The sequence below is a fragment of the Bordetella genomosp. 4 genome, assembly GCF_002261185.1.
Classification (GTDB): Bacteria; Pseudomonadota; Gammaproteobacteria; order Burkholderiales; family Burkholderiaceae_B; genus Bordetella_A.
In genome coordinates this window covers 36,276-60,026 of sequence record NZ_NEVQ01000011.1, presented here as the reverse complement: position 1 = coordinate 60,026, position 23,751 = coordinate 36,276, and the positions used below count along the sequence as shown (strand labels likewise).

Here is a 23,751-nt window from a genome sequence, read left to right as displayed (position 1 = left end):
GTTCACGTTCACGAGCCCATCATGCCTTTCGTTGTTTCCCACGGCCGCGAGATTTACTATGAGCTTCACGGCAACGGCCCTGCCGTGATGTTTTGCCACGGTGCCGGCTCGAACGCCGCCACATGGTGGCAGCAGTTGCCAGTTTTCTCGACTGAATTCACTTGCATCACACTCGATCAGCGATGCTTTGGCCGCTCCGTCGCGCCGCTGGAGGAATTCCAGTTCCATCTGTTTGTCGACGATGTATTGACCATCCTCGATGCGGAGAACATTGAACGCGTCAGTATCGTGGGCCAATCGCTGGGCGGCATGGTGGGCCTGCGCTTGGCGCTGGACCATGCAGAACGCATCTCGGCTTTTGTCGCCTGCGATACGACCTTGGCCATTGATCATCCTGTCCTGTTGGACCTTTTGGCCAAACGCGTCACCACCACACAAGCGCTGACCGTCGAACAACGATCATTAGGCGCCTGGTTTCTGGCCCATCATCCGGACAGGGCTGCCCTGTACGCGCAGATCAATCACTTCAACCCCAGTGCGCACACATACTCTCGAGAGGCCTGGGGCGCAGCAATGATGAATCTGATGAAGCCGGAGTATCTGCTCGCCGTAGACCGCCTGCGAGAGGTCGCCTGCCCCACCCTGCTCGTTGTCGGCAGTGTCGATCCTTTGGTGCCTGTTGCCGTGATGCAAGAGGTCCAGCAGCAGATCAACGGCAGTGATCTATTTGTGGTCGAGGCAGCCGGGCATTCTGCTTATTTTGAAAAGCCGGCCGAATTCAATGAACGGGTCTTGGGTTTTCTGCGCCGCGTGCATGATCGATCGCGTCAATCCACATCAACCTGCTAACGGGTGCGTGGTGTTTTCTCCACCACGCCCCAATTGATCACATCAACCAAAATACGCCCGGACAGCATGGACGACTTTGCGGATATCATCTTGCGACACATCCAAGTGCGTCACCATACGTGTTGGACCGCGATAGACCGCGCGGATGATGATGTCCTGCTCCTGCAAGGCTAGCGATAGCTTTTCGGTGTGCTCGGGCGCGAACTCGGCAAACACCATGTTGGTATTCTGGGCCAGCACCTTGACCCCCTCAATGCCGCGCAACCCCTCTGCCAGCAACGCAGCGTTCTCGTGGTCTTGCACCAGACGCTCGACATGATGATCCAGGGCATGCAAACACGCCGCCGCCAGAAAGCCAGACTGCCGCATTCCGCCGCCCAGCACTTTGCGCCAACGGCGTGCCTCATCGATCAGGGCCTTGCTGCCCACCAGCACAGACCCCACGGGCGCGCCCAGGCCTTTGGAAAAACAGATCGACACACTATCGAAAGGCGCACACACTTCCTGCGCAGTACGGCCCGACGCAACCGCCGCGTTGAAAACACGCGCGCCATCCAGATGCAACCCCAATCCATGCTCACGCGCAAACTGAGCGGCCTCGTCGATATAGGCCGCGGGAATCACTTTGCCTTGAAAGGTATTTTCCAGCGCCAACAAGCGCGTACGCGCGTAGTGCGGATCGCCTTTGGGTTTGACCGCTGCTGCCAACTTTTCCAACGGCAGACTGCCATCAGAGGCATGCTCGATCGGCTGCGGCTGGATACTGCCCAACACCGCGGCCCCGCCGCCTTCGTATTTGTAGGTGTGCGCCAACTGGCCCACCAAATATTCGTCGCCTCGCCCGCAATGAGCCATCAACGCCGCAAGATTGCTCTGCGTGCCCGACGGAAAAAACAATCCCGCTTCCTTGCCTACGCGTTCGGCCAGCGTTTGCTGCAGCCGTTGAACGGTAGGATCCGCCCCCATCACATCATCACCCACCGGTGCATTGGCCATCGCCTGCAGCATGGCTGCGGTCGGACGGGTGACGGTATCGCTACGCAGATCAATCATCAAGAGCTCCCGATATACCCCAGCGTCACTGCGCCAGGAAAAAGAGGCGAGGCCACCAGGCCGCCGATCGTTTACTTGGTTTTACTACGAGGCGCTCGGCTCACTACGACCAAACCCACCATGACCAGCGCCATTCCCATTATTTCCACCATCGCCGGCTGCTCGCCCAGCAGCAGCCAGGCCAGCAGTGTCGCCACGATGGGCACGCCCAGACTGGACAAGCCCGCGATCGATGCGGGCACACGGCGCACCACCGACAACCACAGCAGCCATCCCGCTGCGGTGGCAATCAGGCCGGTATAAAGCAGTCCCAGAGCGACCTCCCATCCCCACACCACCGGCGCATGAGGCACCCAGATCGCGGCAGGCACTGTCAGCAATCCTCCCAGCAACATCTGCCACGTCGTAAAGGTCATCAAATCCGGTGCGTGCAGATCGAACATGCGTTTGGACAGCACGGTTCCCAATCCCCAGCTCAGGCCCCCGGCGAGCGCGAGGACAGCCGAAGCCCAATCCCCCATCCCACTCCACGGCTGCAGAAAACAAACCAAGCCCGCCGCGGCCAACGCAATTGCCACGCCGTGACGCGCCGTCGGCCGCTCCTTCAGAATAAGCCATGCAAACGGAATTACCCAGAACGGCATGGTGTACGCCAATACCGAGACCTTGCCTACACCGCCGCTGAGCAAGGCCAATTGAACCAATGTCTGAAATCCTGCCGTTTGCGTCAACCCCGTGAGCAAGGTCAATTTCCATGGCGTCATCGCCAACGGCCGCCGCAACACGATCAGCAAGGCGAACAACACCGCCGCGCCAATCAAATACCGTGCGGCCACGACTTGAAATGGCCCCATGTACGCGACCAGCAGCTTCATCGATATCCAACTTCCCGCCCACACCACAATCGTGGTGAACATCAAAACCAGGCCGGCCCTATCGAAATTGCTGCTACTCACTGGAAAACTCGTCAAAGAAAATAAAAAGCGCTCGGTCCGATGTCAATCGGATCGAGCGCACTCGATGATACTCCTGTCGGAGAAAGCGCCGGATGAGGCGCTGGCGTCACAGTCACACGGATTTCGACAGCTGACCCAGAATGGCGGGGTTCTCCAGCGTGGAAACGTCCTGCGTGATTTCCTCGCCCTTGGCCACGACACGCAACAAACGGCGCATGATCTTGCCCGAGCGGGTCTTGGGTAGGTTGTCGCCGAAACGGATGTCCTTCGGTTTGGCGATGGGGCCGATTTCCTTGCCAACCCAGTCGCGCAATTGCTTGGCAATCGCTTGCGCCTGATCGCCCTCGGGGCGTGCGCCTTTGAGCACGACAAAGGCCACGACGGCCTCGCCGGTCGTGTCGTCGGGACGGCCGACGACAGCGGCCTCGGCGACCAACTCATGCGCGACCAGCGCAGACTCGACCTCCATTGTCCCCAGGCGATGGCCTGACACGTTCAGCACGTCGTCGATACGGCCCATGATCCAGAAATAACCATCGGCATCGCGCTGCGCGCCGTCGCCCGCCAGATAGCAGCCGTTGAGCTCAGGCGGGAAATAGCTTTTCTTGAAGCGCTCGGGGTCGCCCCAGATCGTGCGGATCATCGATGGCCACGGGCGCTTGATCGCCAGGAATCCGCCATTGCCCGGCTCGACATCGTTGCCGGTCTCATCCACGACCGCCGCAGCAATCCCCGGCAACGGCAAAGTGCACGAACCCGGCTTGGTAGGCGTGGCGCCTGGCAACGGATTGATCATATGACCGCCTGTCTCGGTTTGCCACCAGGTATCCACGATGGGGCAACGCTCCTGGCCCACATTCTTGTGGTACCACATCCAGGCCTCGGGATTGATCGGTTCGCCGACTGTCCCGATGATGCGCAGGCTGTTCAAATCGTAGTTGCTCGGATGCGTGGATGGCGTGGCCTCGGAGGCCTTGATCAGCGAACGGATGGCCGTCGGCGCCGTATAGAAGGTCGTGACCTTGTGCCGCGCAATCATGTCCCAGAAACGGCCCGCATCCGGATAGGTGGGCACGCCCTCGAAGACGATTTGCGTCAGGCCCGCGGCCAACGGCCCGTAGGTAATGTAGGTATGGCCGGTGACCCAGCCTACGTCAGCGGTGCACCAATAGACGTCGTCTTTACGCGCATCGAAGGTCCATTTGACGGTCAGCAAGGCCCACAACAGATAACCGGCCGACGAGTGCTGCACGCCCTTGGGTTTGCCGGTAGAGCCGGAGGTATACAGGATGAAGAGCGGATGTTCGGCGTTGACCGGCACGGGCTCGCAGGTGTCGGACTGGCCGGATTCGACGTCATGCATCCACAGGTCGCGCCCTTCGGTCCAGGGGATGTTGCCGCCGGTACGGCGATAGACGACGATCTTGGTCACGGCGTCGCAGCCGCCCATGGCAATGGCTTCATCGACGGCGGGCTTGAGCGGGATGGTCTTGCCGCCACGCACCTGTTCGTCGGCAGTGATCACGACCGATGCGCCCACATCGCCGATGCGCTCTTGCAGGCTCTTGGCGGAGAAACCGCCGAACACGACGGAGTGGGTGACGCCCAGGCGTGCGCAGGCCTGCATGGCGACGACGGCCTCGATCGACATGGGCATGTAGATGATGGCGCGGTCGCCAGTCTTGTAGCCGAGAGATTTCAGGCCATTGGCAAAACGGCTGACTCGCGCCAGCAGTTCGCGATAGGTGACTTTGGTGACTTTGCCGTCGTCGGCCTCGAAAATAATGGCGGTTTTATCGGCATTGCCATTGGTCAGGTGCACGTCGAGGCAGTTGGCGGACACGTTGAGTTCGCCGTCGCCGAACCAGCGGTAAAACGGTGCGTTGGATTCGTCCAGGACCTCGGTAAAGGGCTTGGTCCAGGTCAGATGTTCGCGCGCATGGCGGGTCCAGAACCCGTCGAAATCCTGTTCGACTTCCTGGCACAGGGCCCGATAGGCATCGAGGCTGTCGATGCGGGCGCCTTTTGTTGCCCGCTCGGGCGGCGGGAATACGCGCGTTTCGACCAGGACGGACTCGATAGTGTTGGACATGGTTCTGTCTCCGAATGCATGGTGTTTTAGGTATGGCGATGCTGGCTATACCTAACCGTATCGCCGTGCTCTTACGGGCACCTTACGATGGTGCGGATCGCTTGGGGCTTTCGAGCCTGCGCGGATGCGTGGGGCACGGCTGTTGGTGTAAGGATAACAGTCTGGTGAGGGCTGTTTTATGGCGGTGCAGCATGGGATGAGAACGCGTGGGGTGGATTTGAGGGGGGGTCGGGATTGCGTTACTGCAGCCTGTAGAGTTCTTTTGGCGCCAGAGGCCGCCGTGTAAAAGCCCCACCGGCCCTATCGCGGCGACTCGGCCCGTGAGCAGGGGCCTCGGCCTCGCTGCGCGAGGCTGAATCGCCGCTCTACGGGCCGGTGGGGCTTTTACACGGCAGCCTCTGGCTCGCGATTTCTGCTGTTCGCGGATGTTTGTGCAGTGACGATTTACGCGGGTTCTTGGGCGCGGCGTGCCAGGCCGCGGCGTACGTCGACGCGGGTCAGTAGCAACAGGCCGCCGACAAAGAAGATGCCTGTGACCAGGATGGCCAGGCGATGATTGCCCATCGTCAACCAGGTGACCAGGCCATACGTCAATGGTCCGACGACGGCGGCCAGTTGTACGGCGAAGGTCCAGAGGGCAAAGAATTCGGCCAGGCGTTTGCCGGGTGCGAGTGCGCCTACCATCGCGCGGCCGGCGCTCTGGCTTGTGCCCATGCACAGGCCAGCCAGGATGGCAGCGACCCAGAATACGGCAACGGTCACGGCGGCATAGGCCACCAACACCATGATGATCCAGCCGACGAGGGTGATGGCCAACGCTCGTTTGTGGCCTATACGGTCTTGTACGTAGCCAAAACTGAAAGCGCCGACGGCGGCGCCGATGTTGACGGTGAATACCAGCAGCATGATCTGCGGCATGGTAAAGCCCATGACTTGGTCCGCATACACGGCAGCCAGGGTGACGACGACGGCGATGCCGGCCTGATAGCAGGCGCCGCACATCAGCAATCGGCGAAATTCGGGATAGTGGATGCCGGTATCGCGCCAGACGGCGGCCAGCTGGCTCAGCATCCCCGGCGCATTGAGCGCCATGCCCTGCGGCCTGGCCCGCTCGCGCAACAGGAAAAACGAGGGCAAAGCAGCCAGGGCAAAGACCGCCGCAGTGATGACGATGACCCACGGCACGTACTCGGACGCGGTCAATCCGCGCGATTCGCCTACGGTGACCGCAGCCAGGGACAGGCCCAACGTGAGCATGCCGCCGCAATAGCCAAAGCTCCAGCCCCATCCCGACACGCGGCCGAGCGCATCGGGCCGCGCCAGCTCCGGCAAGAAGGCGGCGACGACGGACTCGCCGATGCAATAGCAGTAGTTGGACACGGCCAGCGCTGCGAGTGCCAGCCACACGTCGCCCGGTCCGGCCTGGGTCAGCACCAGAGTGGCCACGACGCAGCCAATGGTGCTGGTATAGAGCAATCGCCGCTTGGCGGCCCGTGCATCGGCACGGGCGCCCAACCGCGGCATGGTCAACATGATCAACAAATATGACAACGACAACGCTGCCGTCCACGCCAGCGTGGCCCAATGGGCGCGCTGGCCCACCACGCTGACGAAATACGTGCTGAACACCGTGGTCAATATCACGGTGGTATAGCCCGAATTGGCGAAGTCATACATCGCCCAGGCCCATACCTCGCGGCGCGCCACGCCAGGATTCAACGCGCTCGAGACCTTACCCGGCGTGCTCTCGGTTGCGCCAGCCTGTGGCGGTAAAGGCTGTGTCACAGACCCAGCGCGGCGATACCTGCGCGAGCGATTTCGACGTCTTCGGAGGATTTCACCCCGGACACGCCCACCGCACCTACGACTTCGCCGTCGACGATCACGGGCACACCGCCCTCCAACAGGCCTTCGAGTTGCGGAACCGACAGAAAGGCATAGCGGCCATTGTTGATGATGTCCTCATAGCCGGCGGACTCGCGGCGGCCCAACGCAGCGGTTTTGCCCTTGGCCGGCGAAATGTAGCTGGAAATCGGCGCGGCGCCGTCCAGACGCAGCAGACCCAATGTATGCCCACCGTCGTCCACCACGGAGATGGTCACCGCCCAGCCGTTCTTGACGGCATGCGCTTCGGCGGCCGCCAGGATTTTCTTGACGTCTTCGGCGGTCAATACGGGTTTGCTTTTCATTGCAACGAATCCTTTATTTGTTCAAGAGAGGTCGGGTCTTCGATCGTAGTGAGATCGCCCGGGTCCCGGCCCTCGCACACCGCGACGATCGCGCGGCGCAGGACTTTGCCCGAGCGCGTTTTCGGCAATGCAGACACGAACCGGATACGGGCCGGGCGCGCCACCGCGCCCAACTGATCCTCTACCACACGCATGATATCGCCTTCCAGCGCGCGTGCATCGTCGGGCCGTTCTGCGGCCGCGGGATTTTTCAGTACAGCAAAGGCCATCGCCACCTGGCCTTTCAAGGAATCCGCGACGCCGACGACTGCACACTCGGCAATCCCCGCATGGCTATTGATGGACTCTTCGATCTCTCGCGTCCCCAAGCGATGACCCGCCACATTGATCACATCATCGGTACGGCCCAGGATGAACCAATAACCGTCTTCATCGACCCGCCCCCAGTCAAAGGTCGAATACAACTGCCGGCCGGGAATCGAGGTGAAATAGGTCTGCACGAACCGTTCGTCATCGCCCCAGATCGTCGACATCGCACCGGGCGGCAGAGGCGGCGCTATCGCAACGACGCCCTTTTCGCCCGGGCCCAGATCCTCACCCGTTTGCTCGCTGACAATGCGGGCATCAAAGCCGTACACGGGGAATGAAGGGCTGCCAAAGCGCGTCGGTACCCGCTCAACCCCAGGCTGGGCCGACAGGATTGGCCACCCCGACTCCGTTTGCCAATAATTGTCGATGATAGGCTTGCCCAGCCCTTGCGAAATCCATTGTGCCGTCGGCTCATCGAGCGGCTCGCCGGCCAGATAGACCGCACGCAGCGACGACAGATCGTGCCGCGACAGCAACTCGGGCGCCTGGCGCTTTAGCACGCGCACCGCCGTCGGGGCCGAAAACAGAGTATTGACGCCAAAGCGCTCGACCAGCTTCCACAATATTGCCCCATCGGGACGTACTGGCGTGCCTTCGTACAGGACCGTCGCCTGTCCGCCGATCAGCGGCCCATACACAATATAGGAATGCCCGACGACCCAGCCTATGTCGCTGGTGCAAAAATAGGTGTCGCCCGGCTTGCCATCGAACAGATATTCCATGGACGACGCCAGCGCCACGGCATAACCACCCACGTCGCGTTGCACGCCCTTAGGCTTGCCGGTCGTACCCGAGGTGTACAAGATATAGCTGGGCTCGGAAGACTCCAGCCATTGCACCGGCACCTGGGCGTCGTCGTGACGCTGCCTCAGCTCGGCATAATCCAGGTCGCGGCCCGGCTGACGATCGCACGGCGCCAAGCCGCGATCCAGCACGATCACCGCGCCCGGCGGATGCGTACACAGGCTGAGCGCTTTGTCGAGCAAAGGCTTGTACGGCACGACCTTGCCTGCCCGAGAGCCGGCATCGGTCGAGACGATGACTTTCGGCGTCGCGTCATCGATGCGCTGTGCCAGATTCACCGAGGCAAACCCGCCAAACACCACCGAATGCACCGCCCCCAGACGCGCGCAGGCGAGCATCGTAAACACGGCCTCGGGCACCATCGGCATATAAAGCAGCACGCGATCGCCACGGCCCACGCCCTGCTCGCGCAGCATGGCGGCCACGGCATTGACCTCGTCATACAGTTGCCGGCGCGTGTACGTGATTTCTTTATCGACCTCGGTAGACACCCAGATCAGTGCGGGCTGGTCGGCCTGCTGCGGCACCCAACGATCAACGGCGTTGTAGCAAAGATTGGTCTGCCCCCCGACAAACCAGCGGGCAAAAGGCGGACGGGAAAAATCCAGCACTTGTTCGAAAGGCGTTTCCCAATGAATGCGCTCGGCCTCGGCACGCCAGAAGGCATCGCGGTCGTCAATGGAACGGCGGTGAAAATCGCGGGTTCTTTGCATACCTGTCTCCGGTGATATGCGGACGCTTTGGTCTCGTTTGCGCTATTGTCGCGGTCAAAGCTTGCATCAGACTTGCCGCTGAACCTGGGGTATTCCCGTAGATATCGGGCTGATTTGGCGCTGCTCTGCGGGAAATAGAAAATAAATAGGCTATTTGGTGTAAGTATTTACCCAATTTGAAACCAAGCATTTGCTAGAATCGCGGCATCCCACATTTTTACGGCGATGCCCTTCTGCGGGGCGGCCCACACCGGCACTCATGACGCGCGCGCACCACACGCAAAGCGACCGCTTTACTTATCGTATTCCGGGTTTACTGATTGCTGCGCTTTGCGTGGTGCTAGCGGGTTGCGCGAGCACCACTCGCCACAATGCTGACGCAGGCATCCTGGATGAACAGGATATCGAACTCGCGTCATTGTCGAGCGATCCCATCGGGGCGCTGGCCACTTCCACCACCACTCGCCGTACCATCAGTGCCGAACGGCAGCAGGCTATTGCCAATCCATTGATCGACACAGCTTTGGATCAGCTTGGCATACGCTATCGCTTCGGTGGCTCATCGCCCGACACGGGCTTTGATTGCAGCGGCTTGGTGGCCTACAGTGCCGAACACGGTTTAGGGTTGAAACTGCCCCGCAACGCATCGGCCATTGCGTTGGTAGGCACGTCGATCGACAAACAAGAACTGCGGCCCGGTGATCTGGTGTTTTTCAATACTCTAGGGCGGCGCTATTCGCATGTAGGAATCTATCTGGGCGATGACCGTTTCGTGCACTCGCCCAGCGCAGGCGGCGTGGTTCGCATCGAGAAAATGACTATGAAATATTGGGCCAAACGCTATAACGGGGCCCGGCGTCTCGATGGCAATCTGGTGGCGGCAGCCGGTAATACACGGCGTTGATGACTCCATCTCGGTGAATCATCGCGCCATAGAAAGCGCTGGTACAAACCAAGCGGGAGTGTCAGGCCCCGCCATCTGTTGCGTGAATACCGCTCGGCACGCTACGTGCCATCAAACGAAAACAGGCCCGATCGGCAACAGCTGACATCGGGCCCGAATAGGCGCGCCATCAATGCAGGCCGCACAGGCCGCACTGCTGCAAAGCCTGCTGCATGCTGCAGACCGAACGGCGGCATGCCACCACCCGGATACCACCGCGCTGGGCCGCGTTCCGGAAGGTCTTCATTACGTTGTGCCCCAGAAAATCTGTCAGCAAAATGACCAGCTGGGTGCCCGAAGGCAGTTGCAGGGTTTTTTTCTGGTGAGACGGATCGCGACCACTGATGTGATGCGTGATCGATATGTTGTGCCCTTTCAGCAGGTCTGGAATATTGCCCAGCCTGTCGGCGCCTACTACCACTGCGCTAAGCGCTGCTGTCATGATGTGTACTCCAGATCGTTGAGGAAGTGGAGTTAATGATAATGATTCCTATTTTTTAGTCAACACAAATGAGATCGGTTCTTATTTAATATTTTTATCGGCTTTTGATCTGGCATAGCAAGGCTCTCAAACGTGATAAGAAGTCACATAAATCGGTAATAAGCTAAGCCGGAAATGACAGGAAATGCGATAAAAAAACCCGGCATGAAGCCGGGCCGGTATATCTGCAACACAAGGAAATCCGCGTTTATTCGCGACTGCCCTGCACTGCGTCGGTGACGACCTGACGCGTCAGCGCAGGCGCCATCATTTCCAGGAAGGTGTAGACGTAGTCGCGCAGGAATACGCCCGCTTTGACGCCTACGCGCGTGGTGTGTGTACCAAACAGGTGCCCTACCGGCAGGCCGACCAGATTGCCGTCGCGGCGTGGATCGTAGGCGACCCCGGCAATGATGCCTATGCCCAGGCCGACGTCGACGTAGGTTTTGATCACGTCGGCGTCAATAGCCTCGAGCACGATATCGGGATGGATGCTTTGGCTGGCGAATACTTCGTCGATCGTGCTGCGGCCGGTAAAGGCGCGGTCGTAGGTCACGATGGGATATTCGGCCAATTGCGCCAGGGTCAGGTTTTTTGCGGCGCTGGAGGTCAGTTCAGCCAGGGGATGATCCGGCCGGACGACGACGGTGTGTTCCCAGGCGTAGACGGGCAAGGTCGCCAAGCCTGGCGTCAGCGCCAATGATTCAGTCGCCAGTGCCAGGTCGGCCTGTTCGTGCAACACCATTTCGGCCAATTGGGCGGGGCTGCCTTCGGCCAAGGATAGGTGCACTTTGGGGAATTGTTTGCGAAAGTCCGGGATTACGCGCGGCAACAGGTAGCGGGCCTGGGTATGGGTGCATGCAATGACCAGGCCGCCCTCGTCGCGGCGGGCGAACTCGTCGCTGACTTTTTTCAGGTTGTCGACTTCGCGCATGATGCGGTCGATGACTTGGGACACTGCCAGGCCGGGCTTGGTCAGGCCTTTGATGCGCTTGCCATGGCGTTCGAAGATCTTGATGCCGAGTTCGTCTTCGAACTCGATGATGGCCTTTGATACACCCGGTTGTGAGGTGTATAGCATCCGGGCTGCTTCGGTTAGGTTGAAGTCGCGGCGGATGGTCTCGCGGACGAAACGGAATTGTTGCAGGTTCATAATGGCCCCGGATAGATTGGGGCATTATAGGTTATATAGAAGGTGTTTTATATTACTTGTATTTATAAACTTAGAGGCGGATGTGTCCCTGCATTGGTGCATGGGGTTTGGCTGTTGCGGGGCATTAGTCGGCGTTCTTAAGACGTTTACCGCAGCCGGGCAAGAGGGATGGGCGGGCCTGGTCCGCTGACTCGTCCCCTGAACGGGGACTCGGCCTACGTCCGCGAAGGATCGGCGGGCCGGGGGCCAAACTCGCTTCGCTCAGACATGGCCCCCGGACTTCCCCCGCCGATCCTTCGCGGACTCGGCAGCTCCCAACAGGCCCGCCCACCCCTCTTGCCCGGCTGCGGCAAACTCGCGTTAGAGGGCTCGCGGAGGTTTCCTGTGGCTGGTTGGGCTCCATGGGGTGGAGCCCGCCCTGTGACCAAACTGGGAGTCAGCGCATTGAGATCGTGGTGTTTACCGTTCTTCCGTGCGCGGACCAGCGGGCTGTGACTGTTTTGGTTTGGGTCCAGAACTGGACTGCCTGTTTTCCGTTCGGGCCCAGGTCGCCCAGTTTTGAGCCGCGAGAGCCTGTGAAACTGAACCATGCTACGGGTACAGGGATGGGGATGTTGATCCCGACTTGGCCTACGTCGATATTGTTTTGGAAATAACGGGCGGCGCCGCCGTCTTGGGTGAATAGCGCGACACCGTTGCCGTTGGGATTGCGGTTGATGAACGCTACGGCGTCCTCTAGGGTTTCGACGCCTACCACGCATAGCACGGGGCCAAAGATTTCCTCGGTGTAGATGGTCATGTTTTCGGTCACGCCGTCGAACACGGTCGGGCCGACAAAGTTGCCTTCTTCAAAGCCGGCGACTTTCAGGTTACGGCCATCGAGCAACAGTTTGGCTCCTTCGTCCACGCCTTTCTGGATCAGGCTCTCGACGCGTTTTTTGGCATTGGGCGATACCAGCGGGCCCAGATCGGCCTCGCGGTCGGTACCGGCGTTGACTTTCAGGCGTTTGGCGCGCTCGACGAAGTCAGGCAGCCAGTTGCGGGCCTCGCCCACCAGCACGGCAACCGATGCGGCCATGCAGCGCTGACCAGCTGCGCCGAACGCGGCGCCGATCAGTTGGTTGAGCGCGACTTCGGGATCGGCGTCCGGCAAGATCACGCAGTGGTTCTTGGCGCCCATCATGGCCTGGCAACGCTTGCCGGCGTTGGAGGCTCGTTGATAGATCTCTGAACCTACCCGGGTCGAGCCGATGAAGGATACGGCTTTGATGTCGGGGTGTTCGCACAGGCCGTTGGCGATTTCAGGGCCGCCGTGCACAACGTTCAGTACGCCCGGCGGCAAGCCTGCCTCCAGGGCCAATTGGGCGAGGAACAGTGATGACGTTGGGTCTTGTTCCGAGGGCTTGAGCACAAAGGTATTGCCGCACGCCACCGCGATGGGGAACATGAAGCACGGCAACATCACGGGGAAGTTGAACGCTGTGATGCCGGCGCACACGCCCAGCGGTTGAATCAGGGTATAGACGTCGATGCCGCCCGCTGCATTCTCGGCGTATTCGCCCAGTTGCAGGTTGGCGATCGAGCATGCGTGCTCTACGACCTCCAGGCCGCGGCCTACTTCGCCCTCGGCGTCAGGCAGGGTTTTGCCGTGCTCGCGCGTGATCATTTCGGCGAGCTTGCCTGTGTTTTCACGCAGCAGTTGCTGCAGCTTCAGCATGACGCGCATGCGTGCGCCCTGCCCGGCATTACGCCAGGTCTGAAAGGCCTCTTTGGCATTGGCTACCGCGAGATCCAGCTCGTCACGCGTCGCAAAGGGGACGCGGGCGACAACTTTCTGCGTGGCGGGGTCAATGACGTCGCGCCATTCTGTCGTCTTGGACTGCACGAGCTTGCCGCCGATCAGTAGCGGGACGTTGGGAACTTCACTCATGATGACTCCTTATTCCGAAAAAATCCGCTGCGCTCCCGCGCAGCCCGTGATTTGAAAAGACTCCACGCCCGCCGCTACGTTGGGATGCTGCGCCTGAACTGGCACTGTTCCTGCATGGCGGGCCTGGGATAAAAATAAAAGCTATTTCTTGAGCAGCGGGCAGCTGGAGTCCGCCAACGGCTGAAAGGCTTCGTCGGCCGGGATCGTGGCGATCAACTTGGAATAGTCCCAACCGCCTTTGGATTCGTCCGGTTTTTTGACCTCATACAAGTACATGTCGTGAATCACGCGACCGTCGGGCCGGATGCTGGCGTTGCGCATGATCGGATCTTTGATGGGTAGCTCGCGCATCTTGTCGGCCACTGCGCGCCCTTCGGTGCTGCCTGTGGCGGCGACTGCTCGCAGATAATGCAAGACGCTGGAATACACGCCTGCCTGCGTCATCGTCGGCTTTAACCCGCGAAACGCTTTTTCGAATCGAGCTGACCATTCGCGTGTCGCGTCGTCGTAGTCCCAATAAAAGCCGTCGACATAGGACAGGCCTTGCGCGTTATCCAGACCCAAGGCGCGCAGATCCGAGAGGAATATCAACAACGACACCAGCCGTTGGCCACCCGCCACAATGCCGAATTCGCGAGCCTGCTTGACGGCATTGACGGTGTCCTGGCCGCCATTGGCCAAGGCCACGACTTGGGCTTTGGAGCTCTGCGCCTGCAATAGATAGGAGGCAAAATCGGGCGCATTCAAGGGATGACGCACCGAGCCCGCCACGGTGCCGCCCAGGGCTTTCACGGCCTTGGCGGTGTCGGCCTCGAGGGAATGGCCGAAGGCATAGTCCACGGTGATGAAATACCAGGACTTGCCGCCCGCCCGTACCGTGGCTTTGGCCCCGCCCGCCGATTGCGAATAGGTATCGAACATCCAGTGGAAACCGACCGGCGAACATTCTTTATTGGTCAGCGCGGTCGTCGCCGGCCCGGAGAACATCACGACCTTGTCTTTTTCGCGGGCAATACCCTGTACGGCCAGGGCGACGGCGGAATTGGTCAGGTCGGCGATCGCGGTGACGCCTTCGCGGTCGAACCATTCACGGGCACGGGCGGCGCCGACGTCAGCCTTGTTTTGATTGTCGGCCGACACCAGTTCGATCTTCATGCCCTTGCATTCGGCGGCCAGACAGTCGTCAATCGCCATCTGTGCCGCGGCCACCGAGCCGGGGCCGCCCATTGCGGCATAGGTACCCGACATATCTGTCAGCACCCCGATTTTGACGGGCGGCTTGTCCGCGGCTAAGGCTGGGGCGGTCAAGATGGCGCCCAGGCACAAACTAGCGGCCAGGCCGCGCGCATGCAGTGTCATGATGATTGTCTCCGGTGATTATTTATCTTGTTTGCAGGCCGATGCACCGTTCGGACCTGCCGGTCTAGTGTAGATGTGTAAAAATCATCCAGCAACAGCACAAATTGCACATTCGTTGTGCATGAATACACAAGGAAGGCACGATGCTGGATTGGGACAGTCTGCGCTATTTTCTGGAGGTCGCCCGCACGCAGCGCGTCAGCGCTGCCGCACGCAAATTGGGTGTGGAGCACACGACGGTGTCGCGGCGCATACGCGCACTGGAGGCCGAACTCGACTCTCTGCTGTTCGAAAAATCGCGCAACACGGGATTCCTGCTGACCGAAGACGGTCATCGGCTATTCGTCTACGCCGAGCAAATGGAAAGCGCAGTGCATACGGCGCGAGAAAATTTGTCGGGAATCGGACAAGCCCTATCGGGCCATCTGCGCATCGGGGCGACCGAGGGCTTTGGCAGCTATGTGTTGACGCCACTGGCGGCGGACTTTCAGCGGCGCTATCCCCATATCACGCTGGACATCCTGCCGGTGCCGCGTTTTGTCAGCCTGTCCAAACGCGAAGCGGATCTGGCCATCACCATTGAACGGCCGCAACGCGGACCGTATGTGTGCACCAAACTGTGCGACTACACCTTGCGGCTATATGGCACGCCGGGATATCTGGCCGATCACGCGCCGATCACGCGCCGCGCGGATCTGACCGAGCATACGTTCATCGGCTATGTGGATGAATTGCTGTTCAGCGAGCGGCTGCGATATCTGGAAGACCTGCTGCCCGAGAGCCGGGTCGTCTTGCGCAGCACAAGCGTGATTGCCCAATATCACGCCGCGCTGCAAGGCAGGTCGCTGGCTATTTTGCCCTGCTTTATCGCCGCCCAAGATCCACGGCTGGTGCCCGTGCTGGAAAATGACATCGCCATCACGCGCAGCTTTTGGATGTACTGCCACGAAGACCTGCACAAACTCAAACGAATGGCGATTTTGTGGGATTTCATGCGCAAATCCGTGATGCGCAATGCCAAGCTATTAGCGGGCAAACAAGGGGTAATGCGTTATCTGCCCTGAGCCCTGGCAGCTCACGCGCCTTTTGGCGCCTTGACCCGTAAACGGCGCATCAGCAAATACAGCGCCAAGCCGGCGACAACGGCATGGATGACCCACACCCCGACACCGAATGGCAGTTTGCCGCTGCTGATCCAGGCTCGCGACAGGTTGATCAGATTCATGTAGAGCAAGCCGACAAGACCCGCAATCAGCAGATCGCCCGAACGGCCCAGGCGCGGATTCACAGCGCCCAGCGGAATCGCCAGCAGCGCCAGATTCAGGGCCGCGATGGGCAGGGAAATCCGCCACATGATCTGTGACCATGAACTATCCGTGTCATCGGCCACCAACTGCAACGTCGGGCGCGCCTTGCTCGAACGCTCTGCCGCAGCTCGCGCCTCGGCGACCGGATCGCCGGACTTGCTCTCCAGGCGAAAACCATATCCCTCAAAGTCCACCAGGCGAATTTCGGGGGTACCCGGCTTCAGATCATAACGATGGCCTTTACCCAGGACCAGGAAACGATCGCCATTGGGTTCGGTCTCGATACGTGCACTGCTGGCGGTCATGACGCTGTGCCATTCGGGGCCGGTTTCGCGAGCGAATACGGCGCCCAGCTCATCACTGGCCTGAGTGGGTTCTTCAGCAAAAAAGACTCTTTCTCCGCCGTTGGATTCGGCAAACTGGCCGGCCGCGACTTTCGACAGGTCAGAACGCTGTTCGAAGCGCTCGCGATATTCCGCAATCTGGCGATACGCCCACGGAGAGGCGCCTAGCGTCAGGACCGCGACAAGAATCGACACTGGTATCGCCACGCGCAAGACGGGACGCAGCCAATCGGCCAGTGACAACCCGCTGGCGAACCAGACCACCATTTCGGATTCGCGATAATTGCGGGTCACCGTCGTCAACACAGCGATGAACAGGGATACCGCCAATACGGTAGGCAACGCAGTAATGGTGGAAAACGCGGCCAGCCCCAGGACGACATCTGCGCCGATAGTTCCGCCCGCGGCTTCGCCCAACAGGCGTACCAAGAGGACGCTAAGCCACACCACGACCAACGTGGAAAACACGACCCCAGCATGGCTGGTGATCTCAGCAACGACAGACCGTTTGAATAGAGACATGTGAGAATATGCGGGATAATCAACCGCACTGCACCACGCACACGGGAATCCTCCATGGAATTTAGCACACAGACCACCGCCTCTTTGCACCAAATCAAGACAGCCGCACTGGCGATAGGCGTCTATGCTGACGGCGAGCTCAGTCCCGCCGCCGACGTCATCGACCGCGCGAGCAATCACGCCGTGCGCAATGTCGTCAAAACCGAGTTCCGTGGGCGTGCAGGCGCTACGCTGGTCTTGCGGGCCTTGCCGGGTGTCAGCGCGCAACGCGTCGTGCTGGTCGGCCTGGGCAAGCAAAGCGAATACAACGCCCGCGCACATGCATCGGCTGAGCAAGGCTTTGCCGCGGCCTGCGTCGCTGCCCGCCTGACCGAGGGGGTATCCACCCTGGCCGCCAACCCGATCGCCGAGGTCGATCTGCGCGCCCGTGCGCGTGCCGCGGCCATTGCCGCCGGCGCAGCTACTTATCACTATGACACCACGTTCGGCTCGCCTGACCGGGAGAACCGTCCAAAACTGAAAAAAATCGTGCAGGTCGTCGAGCGCGCCGACGCCGCAGCGGCTCAGCAAGGCTTGCGCGAAGGCGCCGCCATTGCCCACGGGATGGAATTGACTCGCACGCTGGGCAACCTGCCCGGTAACGTTTGCACACCAACCTACTTGGGTGAAACCGCCAAAAAACTGGCGCGCGAGTTCCAGTCGCTCAAGGCCGAAGTCCTGGATCGCAAACAAGTCGAGGCGCTCGGCATGGGTTCGTTCCTGTCGGTTGCCCGTGGATCCGAGGAACCGCTGCGCTTCATCGTGCTGCGCCATCAGATCAAGAACGCCAAGAAATCAAAATCCGGACCGGTCGTGCTGGTCGGCAAGGGCATCACGTTCGACGCGGGCGGCATCTCGCTCAAGCCGGCGGCCACCATGGACGAAATGAAATACGACATGTGCGGCGCAGCCAGCGTGCTCGGAACGTTCCGCGCCCTGGCCGAACTGGAGCTGCCGGTCGAAGTCGTCGGCCTGATTCCCGCCTGCGAAAACCTGCCCAGCGGCAAAGCCAACAAGCCTGGCGACGTCGTAACCAGCATGTCGGGCCAGACCATCGAAATCCTGAACACGGATGCCGAAGGCCGTCTGGTGCTGTGCGATGCCTTGACCTACGCCGAACGCTTCAAACCCTCGGCTGTCATCGATATCGCCACCTTGACCGGCGCTTGCGTGGTCGCCCTGGGCCATGTCAACACCGGGCTATTCTCGCCCGACGACAGCCTGGCCAGTGCCTTGTTGTCGGCAGGCAAACAGTCGCTCGATACGGCATGGCGCATGCCGATGGATGACGCCTACCAAGACCAGTTGAAATCGAACTTCGCCGACATTGCCAACATTGGCGGCCCACCTGCGGGTGCGGTCACGGCGGCGTGCTTCCTGTCGCGCTTTACCAAGGCCTATCCCTGGGCGCACCTGGACATCGCCGGCACCGCATGGCGCAGCGGCAAGGACAAGGGAGCCACCGGCCGCCCCGTGCCCTTGTTGATGCAGTACCTGCTGGATCAGGCCTGAGTCTGCTGCATGCTTATTAACATTCCCGCGCCAGGAGAAGCCGGCCATTCTCGAGACGGCTTCCTCCTCATGGAGGGGCGGCAGGGCCTTGCCCTGCCCTGGCGCAGACTTCAGAACTGCGTTCATTCATGACGCGCATCGATTTTGCTTTTGGGGCCAACGACAGATTGCGTGCCGCCTGCCAGGTAGCGCGCAAGCGTTATCTGGCAGGCCAGCGGCTGGTGGTGTACTGCGCCAACGGATCCCGCCTGTCCGCGTTCGATCGTCTGCTTTGGGCGTTTGACGATATTTCTTTCGTGCCGCACGTGCTGGCAAGCGACCCCTTGGCTGCCAGCACGCCCGTGATCCTGACGGCATCTCCGCCGGCCCCGCCCTCCTCGGATAATGACGAGGGACCGTGGCTGATGAATCTCGATGATGATTGCCCGCCCGGCTACGAAGCATTCCCCCGAGTGCTGGAGATTGTGTCTGGAGAGCCCGACGACCGTCAGGCAGCGCGCCAGCGCTGGCGGACTTATCAGGCTGCCGGACACGATCTGCACGGCCACGATCTCGCCGGTCGTTTAGCATAAGGGCTGATTCAGGAGCCCTTATGCCCCACTATTCAGACCCTGGCATCCCTACTTTGACGCAACGCGTCGAGCCGACTTTGACTCCTGCGCAGCCGGACAAGGGCCAAACCACGCCAGATCATCACGCTGATTTGCCAGTCCTGACCGATGTCGCCGATTTGACCCCGGCGTCGCCCCCTTCCCGGACAACACCGGACGTACGACAGGACGACAACGACCTTCCGGTCTTGACTGACATCGCCCGCTCAACACCTGTGACGGCCACGCCCCGCCCGCCCGCATCCGAGCGTCAGGACCGAGACGAGCTCCCTGTGTTGACCGAAATCGCAAACGACGATGATGCAGGATATTCCGCATCGGAAACCACGGCCGGAGCTGCTGGCGGCGTCGGCCTGCCGCAGGCGGCCTTCAGCACCACGGCCGGCGGCACAGATGCCAACACGGCTGTCCTCAGAGCGGCCCTGCAGGCCGAACTCGAACAAGCCCTGCAAGAGGCACTGGACGACGCAGCGGCAGGCGTGCGCGCCCGCCTGGAAGCGGAATTGCCCACGTTGATCACACGCGCGCTGAGCAAAGTCCGGCCGGGGTGAGGTCAGAAAGCCTTTCGACCGGAACAGGCGGTGTATCACAGCCATGGCAAAGTCTGCCCTGGCTGGGCAACGTGCGAGCCTGGACGCCGGTATTTACCCCTTGTTTCGTGCTATATGGCCCCCATATATTGGGCTCAAGGCAACCCTGATACCGACAAATCTTGCCTAGAAGTAGATTTTTCAGGGAACTGTAAGGTATCCTATCCCTCTAATACGTTGGGCAACCCCCGTTTGCCGTACACAGGAGCCGTCCATGAACGATTACCGTCCTTCCCCTTTCAACCGCTCTGGCGCCTATGCTGGCGCGCCGGGTGAAGTCGTCCGCAATAAAGTCCTGCGCAACACCTATTGGCTGCTGGCGCTGTCGCTGATCCCCACCGTGCTGGGCGCGGCGGTAGGCCTGTATAGCGGCATCAACCAGGTCATGATGGCCAGCCCGGGCATGTCGGCCATCATCTTTCTGGTCGGCGCCTTTGGCCTGATGTTCGCCATCGAAAAGAACAAAAACAGCTCGCTGGGCGTCGTCCTGCTGCTGGCCTTTACGTTCTTTATGGGTGTGATGCTGTCGCGCCTGCTGGGGTTTGTGCTCGGCATGGGTAATGGCGCTCAGCTGGTCATGACCGCCTTCGGCGGTACGGCCGTGGTGTTCGGTACCATGGCAACGCTGGCCACCACCATCAAGCGCGACCTGTCCAGCATGCAGAAATGGCTGTTTACCGGCGCGGTGGTCATTCTGGTCGCCGCACTAGCCAACATCTTCCTGCAGATGCCGGCACTGATGCTGACCATCTCGGTCCTGGCCATCGTGATTTTCTCGGCCTTCATGCTGGTGGACCTGCAGCGTGTGGTCAATGGCGGCGAGACCAACTACGTGTCGGCGACCTTGGCCATCTATCTGGACGTCTACAACGTCTTCTCGAACCTGCTGATGCTGTTGGGCATCTTTGGCGGTAATCGCGAATAAACCGTCCGCAGCTCGGCATCCTGAGGCCCGCCTTGTGCGGGCCTTTTTCATTGCAGGCTTTTTTAGGGTTGATTCAGCTGTGGCGAGGATCGGGCGGCGGCTTGATCCCAGACCGTCATCAGACTGGTAATCGCCCTGTCCAATACGCCGACAGGCACACCGTCTCGAGCCTGCACAGACAGGCCAACAAGAAAACCGTGAAAGACCGCAGCAAAAGCGCGGACATCGGTGTCCGAGGGAAGTTCGCCGGCGTCGACCGCTCGCCGCACGCAACGCTCGTAGCCTTCGCGTGTTCGTGCGCGCTGCTTTGCCAGCGCCTTCTGCATATGGCCATTCTCAGGTCCGCATGTACTTGCCGCAAACACGAGCAAGCAGCCTTTGGGATGACCGCGTTCCGTCTGCATTGCCGCGGAGCGGCGTAGCGCCAACTCAACAGCATCACGCGGGGAGAGAGCGTCATCCCATAAGCAAGCGTTGACCTGGCCATGCGTGGCGGCATAACGCTGCACGACCTCTCGAAACAATGCTTCTTTCGAAGCAAAGGCCGCATAGAAACTCGGCGCGGTAATCCCCCCGCCTATACCGGCTTTCAGCAAAGCCAGGGAAGTAGATTCGTAGCCATGCTCCCAAAACAGATGCATGGCCTGTTCGATGGCCGCGTCCCGATCAAACGTACGCGGACGACCCATCTGTGCCATATCGGATTCCTTTGTTTGACCATATACATACTAATCGATACAAAACCCATTGACCAGGCACGACGATCCCATCTACATTTATACCGATCGATATAAAAGGAGTTTTGTTATGAAGAATGCACTCGCAGGCAAGACGGCTCTGGTCACCGGCGGCAGCCGCGGTATCGGGGCTGCTATTGCCAGAGCCCTGGCGGAGCAAGGCGCAGACGTCGCCATTACCTATGGCGTATCGCGCGACAAAGCGGAAGCTGTCGCCATGGAGATTCGGGCGCTAGGCCGCCGTGCCGAGGTCATCGCCGCAGATGCCTCCGATGCAGCGCAGGTCGTCGCAGCGGTGGACACGACGGTTGCAAAGCTCGGCAAGCTCGACATCCTGGTCAACAATGCCGGCAACTTTCTGACCGGCACCATCGATCAGCTCTCGCTCGATGACTTTGATCGCACCATGTCGGTGAATCTGCGCGCGGTGTTCGCAGCCACACTACAGGCGGCAAAATACCTGCCCGATGGCGGACGCATTATTTCTATTGGCAGTTGTCTCGCGCGGCGTGCGGGGCGCAGCGGGATCAGTCTCTATGCTGCGAGCAAGTCGGCCTTGGTCGGCCTGACCAAAGGCGTGGCACGTGACTTGGGCAAGCGTGGCATTACGGTCAACGTGATCCATCCTGGGCCGATCGATACCGACATGAACCCTGCCGATGGAGCCTCAGCGGCCTCGGCAGCAGCGGCATTGGCCCTGCCCGCCTATGGCCATGTCAATGACATTGCTGCCACGGTGGTTCATCTGGCAGGTGAGAGCGGACGCTATATCACGGGCGCCGAAATCGACGTGGACGGCGGATTTAGCGCGTGAGCGGTCAGTGCGAATGGTCGCTATAGGCCGCGTTGACGCGAGCTCTGTCTGCATCAATACGCGCATTCATCTCGGCAAGCTCTGCCTTGGCCTGGTCACGAAACGCCTGCATGTCGGCGTGCAGGTCATCATGATGTATCTTCAATTCGTTATACGCGTCGCGCGCGGACTGAGCATCAGTTTGTCCGTCCTCAATCATGCGGTGTGTCATGTCCAGAAACTGGGCCGACTCGCGATTGATGATATTTGAGACACACGTGTTGGCGTGATTTGAGGCGTGTAGCGCTTGCTGCGTATTTTCGTCCTTCACATGCAGGGCCGCTGTTTCGTACGCGGCCTTTTTTTCCGGGTTGGAATACCTGACACGCAGGTGCTTTTCCAGTTCGCGCTGATTCGCGGCGTGCACATATACACCGCCGCCTGCGTGAGCGACTTGCTCGAGCGTGTGGCGATCCTTTTTGGAAACGTCGAAGCCGATGATGTTCACCACCGCTTTCACATTGGAATTATGCAGCGCCTGTGCAGCGGCAATCGGGTCTCCGCCACACGTTTCCAGCCCGTCCGACACGACGAAGACGACCCTATGGCCTTTTTTCTTATTCGTGTCGGGTTTGAACGCAGCTCCTGCCTGGGTAATCGCTGCAGCTAAAGGCGTCCAGCCTTTGGCTTGCAAGCCATCTAATGCCTTGTCGAGTTTCGGCCCATCCACGCGAGCCGAATCCGAAAGCATCTCTACTGCCGCACACGACATCGCCTTGTCTCGTTCGTCATTGCTACCGCGATGGCCAAACGCTAATAAACCCACCTCGGCATCGCTCGGGACCGTCTGCAGAAACGCGCGCGTAGCGGTTTTGGCAGCGTCCAACTTGCGCTTGCCACCCGCGCGGCCTCGCATCGAGCCCGAGGCGTCAAGGGCGATGACGGCTTGGTTCCACTGTTGTCCCAGTGTCTGAGGTGCATCCGGCAGGGGCGGCCCCGCATGCAGGCGATAGTCTGAATAGCAGGCATCGGCAGACTCCCCAAACTCGGAGAGAAAATCCGTATATAGATCCTCCGCCGTCCAGAAGTCCCTTTTTGCGGCCAGTGTTGGAACATCGGCGCTTTTGACAGCGAGAGGCGACAGCAAGACGCAGCAGACGGCCAACCCTAGCCATCGGCGTGTCGCCAAGCGGGTTTTATACGTCGATGCTGCGCCGTTCAAGATTCGCCTCCGTCAGAGGGGGCGATGCTCATCGCCCCCAGATTCCGGGGCCAACGATACCACCAGCGCCAGCACCATGGCGCCGAAAAACCTTGGCAAAGGCGTTACAAGCGCTACGGCCTATAACCGCTGTAAGCGCGACGACCGCCCTTTAACTCGCGCGGTCTTTCAATTCGGGCACACCCATCGCCTCGGCACAGTGCGCGCAGCAATACATGCTTCCCTCTTTCTCAAGCCCGTGCCCAATGATCCGGACGC

The 23,751-nt window shown here is 60.3% G+C and carries 21 protein-coding genes; 8 read left to right on the top strand and 13 right to left on the bottom strand.

The window, feature by feature from the left end; translation table 11 throughout:
- Nucleotides 1-21: 21 nt before the first annotated feature.
- Nucleotides 22-849, top strand: a complete 828-nt coding sequence (locus CAL20_RS07770) for an alpha/beta fold hydrolase (RefSeq protein ID WP_094837557.1) — start codon at nucleotides 22-24, stop codon at nucleotides 847-849.
- Nucleotides 850-891: 42 nt separating this feature from the next.
- On the opposite strand, the gene ltaE is transcribed toward CAL20_RS07770, so the two are convergent.
- The 6 genes from ltaE to CAL20_RS07740 form a co-directional block, all read right to left on the bottom strand.
- The gene (gene ltaE, locus CAL20_RS07765; protein ID WP_094837556.1) at nucleotides 892-1,902 is read right to left on the bottom strand and encodes a low-specificity L-threonine aldolase; all 1,011 of its coding nucleotides are present in this window, start codon (nucleotides 1,900-1,902) and stop codon (nucleotides 892-894) included.
- Nucleotides 1,903-1,973: 71 nt separating this feature from the next.
- Nucleotides 1,974-2,858 (bottom strand): DMT family transporter, encoded by an 885-nt coding sequence (locus CAL20_RS07760; protein ID WP_094837555.1) that lies wholly within the window; start codon nucleotides 2,856-2,858, stop codon nucleotides 1,974-1,976.
- A gap of 112 nt (nucleotides 2,859-2,970) precedes the next feature.
- Complete coding sequence (gene acs, locus CAL20_RS07755) at nucleotides 2,971-4,950, bottom strand: acetate--CoA ligase (RefSeq protein WP_094837554.1); 1,980 nt, start codon at nucleotides 4,948-4,950, stop codon at nucleotides 2,971-2,973.
- A 444-nt stretch (nucleotides 4,951-5,394) separates the two neighbouring features.
- Nucleotides 5,395-6,735 carry an MFS transporter gene (locus CAL20_RS07750; RefSeq protein WP_373558282.1) on the bottom strand — a complete coding sequence of 447 codons (1,341 nt, stop codon included), beginning with the start codon at nucleotides 6,733-6,735 and terminating at the stop codon, nucleotides 5,395-5,397.
- A complete protein-coding gene (locus CAL20_RS07745; RefSeq protein WP_094820258.1) occupies nucleotides 6,732-7,139 on the bottom strand; it encodes a heme-binding protein in 408 nt (135 codons plus the stop codon). Before CAL20_RS07745 ends, CAL20_RS07750 begins: the two co-directional genes overlap by 4 nt.
- Complete coding sequence (locus CAL20_RS07740; protein ID WP_094837553.1) at nucleotides 7,136-9,025, bottom strand: propionate--CoA ligase; 1,890 nt, start codon at nucleotides 9,023-9,025, stop codon at nucleotides 7,136-7,138. Before CAL20_RS07740 ends, CAL20_RS07745 begins: the two co-directional genes overlap by 4 nt.
- 259 nt (nucleotides 9,026-9,284) lie before the next feature.
- Between CAL20_RS07740 and CAL20_RS07735 the strand changes: the two genes are divergently transcribed.
- The gene (locus CAL20_RS07735; protein WP_094820256.1) at nucleotides 9,285-9,929 is read left to right on the top strand and encodes a C40 family peptidase; all 645 of its coding nucleotides are present in this window, start codon (nucleotides 9,285-9,287) and stop codon (nucleotides 9,927-9,929) included.
- Between the two features lie 169 nt (nucleotides 9,930-10,098).
- Here CAL20_RS07735 and CAL20_RS07730 read toward each other — a convergent pair whose 3' ends face one another.
- The 4 genes from CAL20_RS07730 to CAL20_RS07715 all read right to left on the bottom strand — a co-directional run bounded on the left by CAL20_RS07730 (nucleotide 10,099) and on the right by CAL20_RS07715 (nucleotide 14,891).
- On the bottom strand, nucleotides 10,099-10,410 hold the full coding sequence (locus tag CAL20_RS07730) for a DUF2325 domain-containing protein (RefSeq protein ID WP_094820255.1): 312 nt from the start codon (nucleotides 10,408-10,410) through the stop codon (nucleotides 10,099-10,101).
- A 247-nt stretch (nucleotides 10,411-10,657) separates the two neighbouring features.
- Nucleotides 10,658-11,602 (bottom strand): CysB family HTH-type transcriptional regulator, encoded by a 945-nt coding sequence (locus tag CAL20_RS07725; RefSeq protein ID WP_094820254.1) that lies wholly within the window; start codon nucleotides 11,600-11,602, stop codon nucleotides 10,658-10,660.
- A 436-nt stretch (nucleotides 11,603-12,038) separates the two neighbouring features.
- Nucleotides 12,039-13,532, bottom strand: coding sequence for a CoA-acylating methylmalonate-semialdehyde dehydrogenase (locus CAL20_RS07720; RefSeq protein WP_094820253.1), 1,494 nt, complete (start codon nucleotides 13,530-13,532; stop codon nucleotides 12,039-12,041).
- A 141-nt stretch (nucleotides 13,533-13,673) separates the two neighbouring features.
- Complete coding sequence (locus CAL20_RS07715; RefSeq protein WP_094820252.1) at nucleotides 13,674-14,891, bottom strand: ABC transporter substrate-binding protein; 1,218 nt, start codon at nucleotides 14,889-14,891, stop codon at nucleotides 13,674-13,676.
- Nucleotides 14,892-15,034: 143 nt separating this feature from the next.
- Between CAL20_RS07715 and CAL20_RS07710 the strand changes: the two genes are divergently transcribed.
- Nucleotides 15,035-15,955 (top strand): LysR family transcriptional regulator, encoded by a 921-nt coding sequence (locus CAL20_RS07710; protein WP_094837552.1) that lies wholly within the window; start codon nucleotides 15,035-15,037, stop codon nucleotides 15,953-15,955.
- A gap of 11 nt (nucleotides 15,956-15,966) precedes the next feature.
- On the opposite strand, the gene lptF is transcribed toward CAL20_RS07710, so the two are convergent.
- Nucleotides 15,967-17,064 carry an LPS export ABC transporter permease LptF gene (lptF, locus tag CAL20_RS07705; protein ID WP_094837551.1) on the bottom strand — a complete coding sequence of 366 codons (1,098 nt, stop codon included), beginning with the start codon at nucleotides 17,062-17,064 and terminating at the stop codon, nucleotides 15,967-15,969.
- A gap of 54 nt (nucleotides 17,065-17,118) precedes the next feature.
- Between lptF and CAL20_RS07700 the strand changes: the two genes are divergently transcribed.
- The 4 genes from CAL20_RS07700 to CAL20_RS07685 all read left to right on the top strand — a co-directional run bounded on the left by CAL20_RS07700 (nucleotide 17,119) and on the right by CAL20_RS07685 (nucleotide 20,741).
- Nucleotides 17,119-18,615: a leucyl aminopeptidase gene (locus tag CAL20_RS07700; RefSeq protein WP_094837550.1), complete on the top strand. Its 1,497-nt coding sequence runs from the start codon at nucleotides 17,119-17,121 to the stop codon at nucleotides 18,613-18,615.
- Nucleotides 18,616-18,743: 128 nt separating this feature from the next.
- Nucleotides 18,744-19,187: a DNA polymerase III subunit chi gene (locus CAL20_RS07695; RefSeq protein ID WP_094820248.1), complete on the top strand. Its 444-nt coding sequence runs from the start codon at nucleotides 18,744-18,746 to the stop codon at nucleotides 19,185-19,187.
- Nucleotides 19,188-19,207: 20 nt separating this feature from the next.
- The gene (locus CAL20_RS07690) at nucleotides 19,208-19,777 is read left to right on the top strand and encodes a hypothetical protein (protein WP_094820247.1); all 570 of its coding nucleotides are present in this window, start codon (nucleotides 19,208-19,210) and stop codon (nucleotides 19,775-19,777) included.
- Between the two features lie 253 nt (nucleotides 19,778-20,030).
- A complete protein-coding gene (locus tag CAL20_RS07685; protein ID WP_094820246.1) occupies nucleotides 20,031-20,741 on the top strand; it encodes a Bax inhibitor-1/YccA family protein in 711 nt (236 codons plus the stop codon).
- Nucleotides 20,742-20,803: 62 nt separating this feature from the next.
- Here CAL20_RS07685 and CAL20_RS07680 read toward each other — a convergent pair whose 3' ends face one another.
- Nucleotides 20,804-21,439 (bottom strand): TetR/AcrR family transcriptional regulator, encoded by a 636-nt coding sequence (locus CAL20_RS07680; RefSeq protein WP_094837549.1) that lies wholly within the window; start codon nucleotides 21,437-21,439, stop codon nucleotides 20,804-20,806.
- A gap of 109 nt (nucleotides 21,440-21,548) precedes the next feature.
- On the opposite strand from CAL20_RS07680, the gene CAL20_RS07675 reads away from it, so the two are divergent.
- Nucleotides 21,549-22,292 (top strand): SDR family NAD(P)-dependent oxidoreductase, encoded by a 744-nt coding sequence (locus tag CAL20_RS07675; protein WP_094837548.1) that lies wholly within the window; start codon nucleotides 21,549-21,551, stop codon nucleotides 22,290-22,292.
- Nucleotides 22,293-22,296: 4 nt separating this feature from the next.
- Here CAL20_RS07675 and CAL20_RS07670 read toward each other — a convergent pair whose 3' ends face one another.
- Entirely contained in the window at nucleotides 22,297-23,493 is a 1,197-nt protein-coding gene (locus CAL20_RS07670; RefSeq protein WP_094837547.1) for a vWA domain-containing protein, read from the bottom strand.
- Between the last annotated feature and the right edge of the window lie 258 nt (nucleotides 23,494-23,751).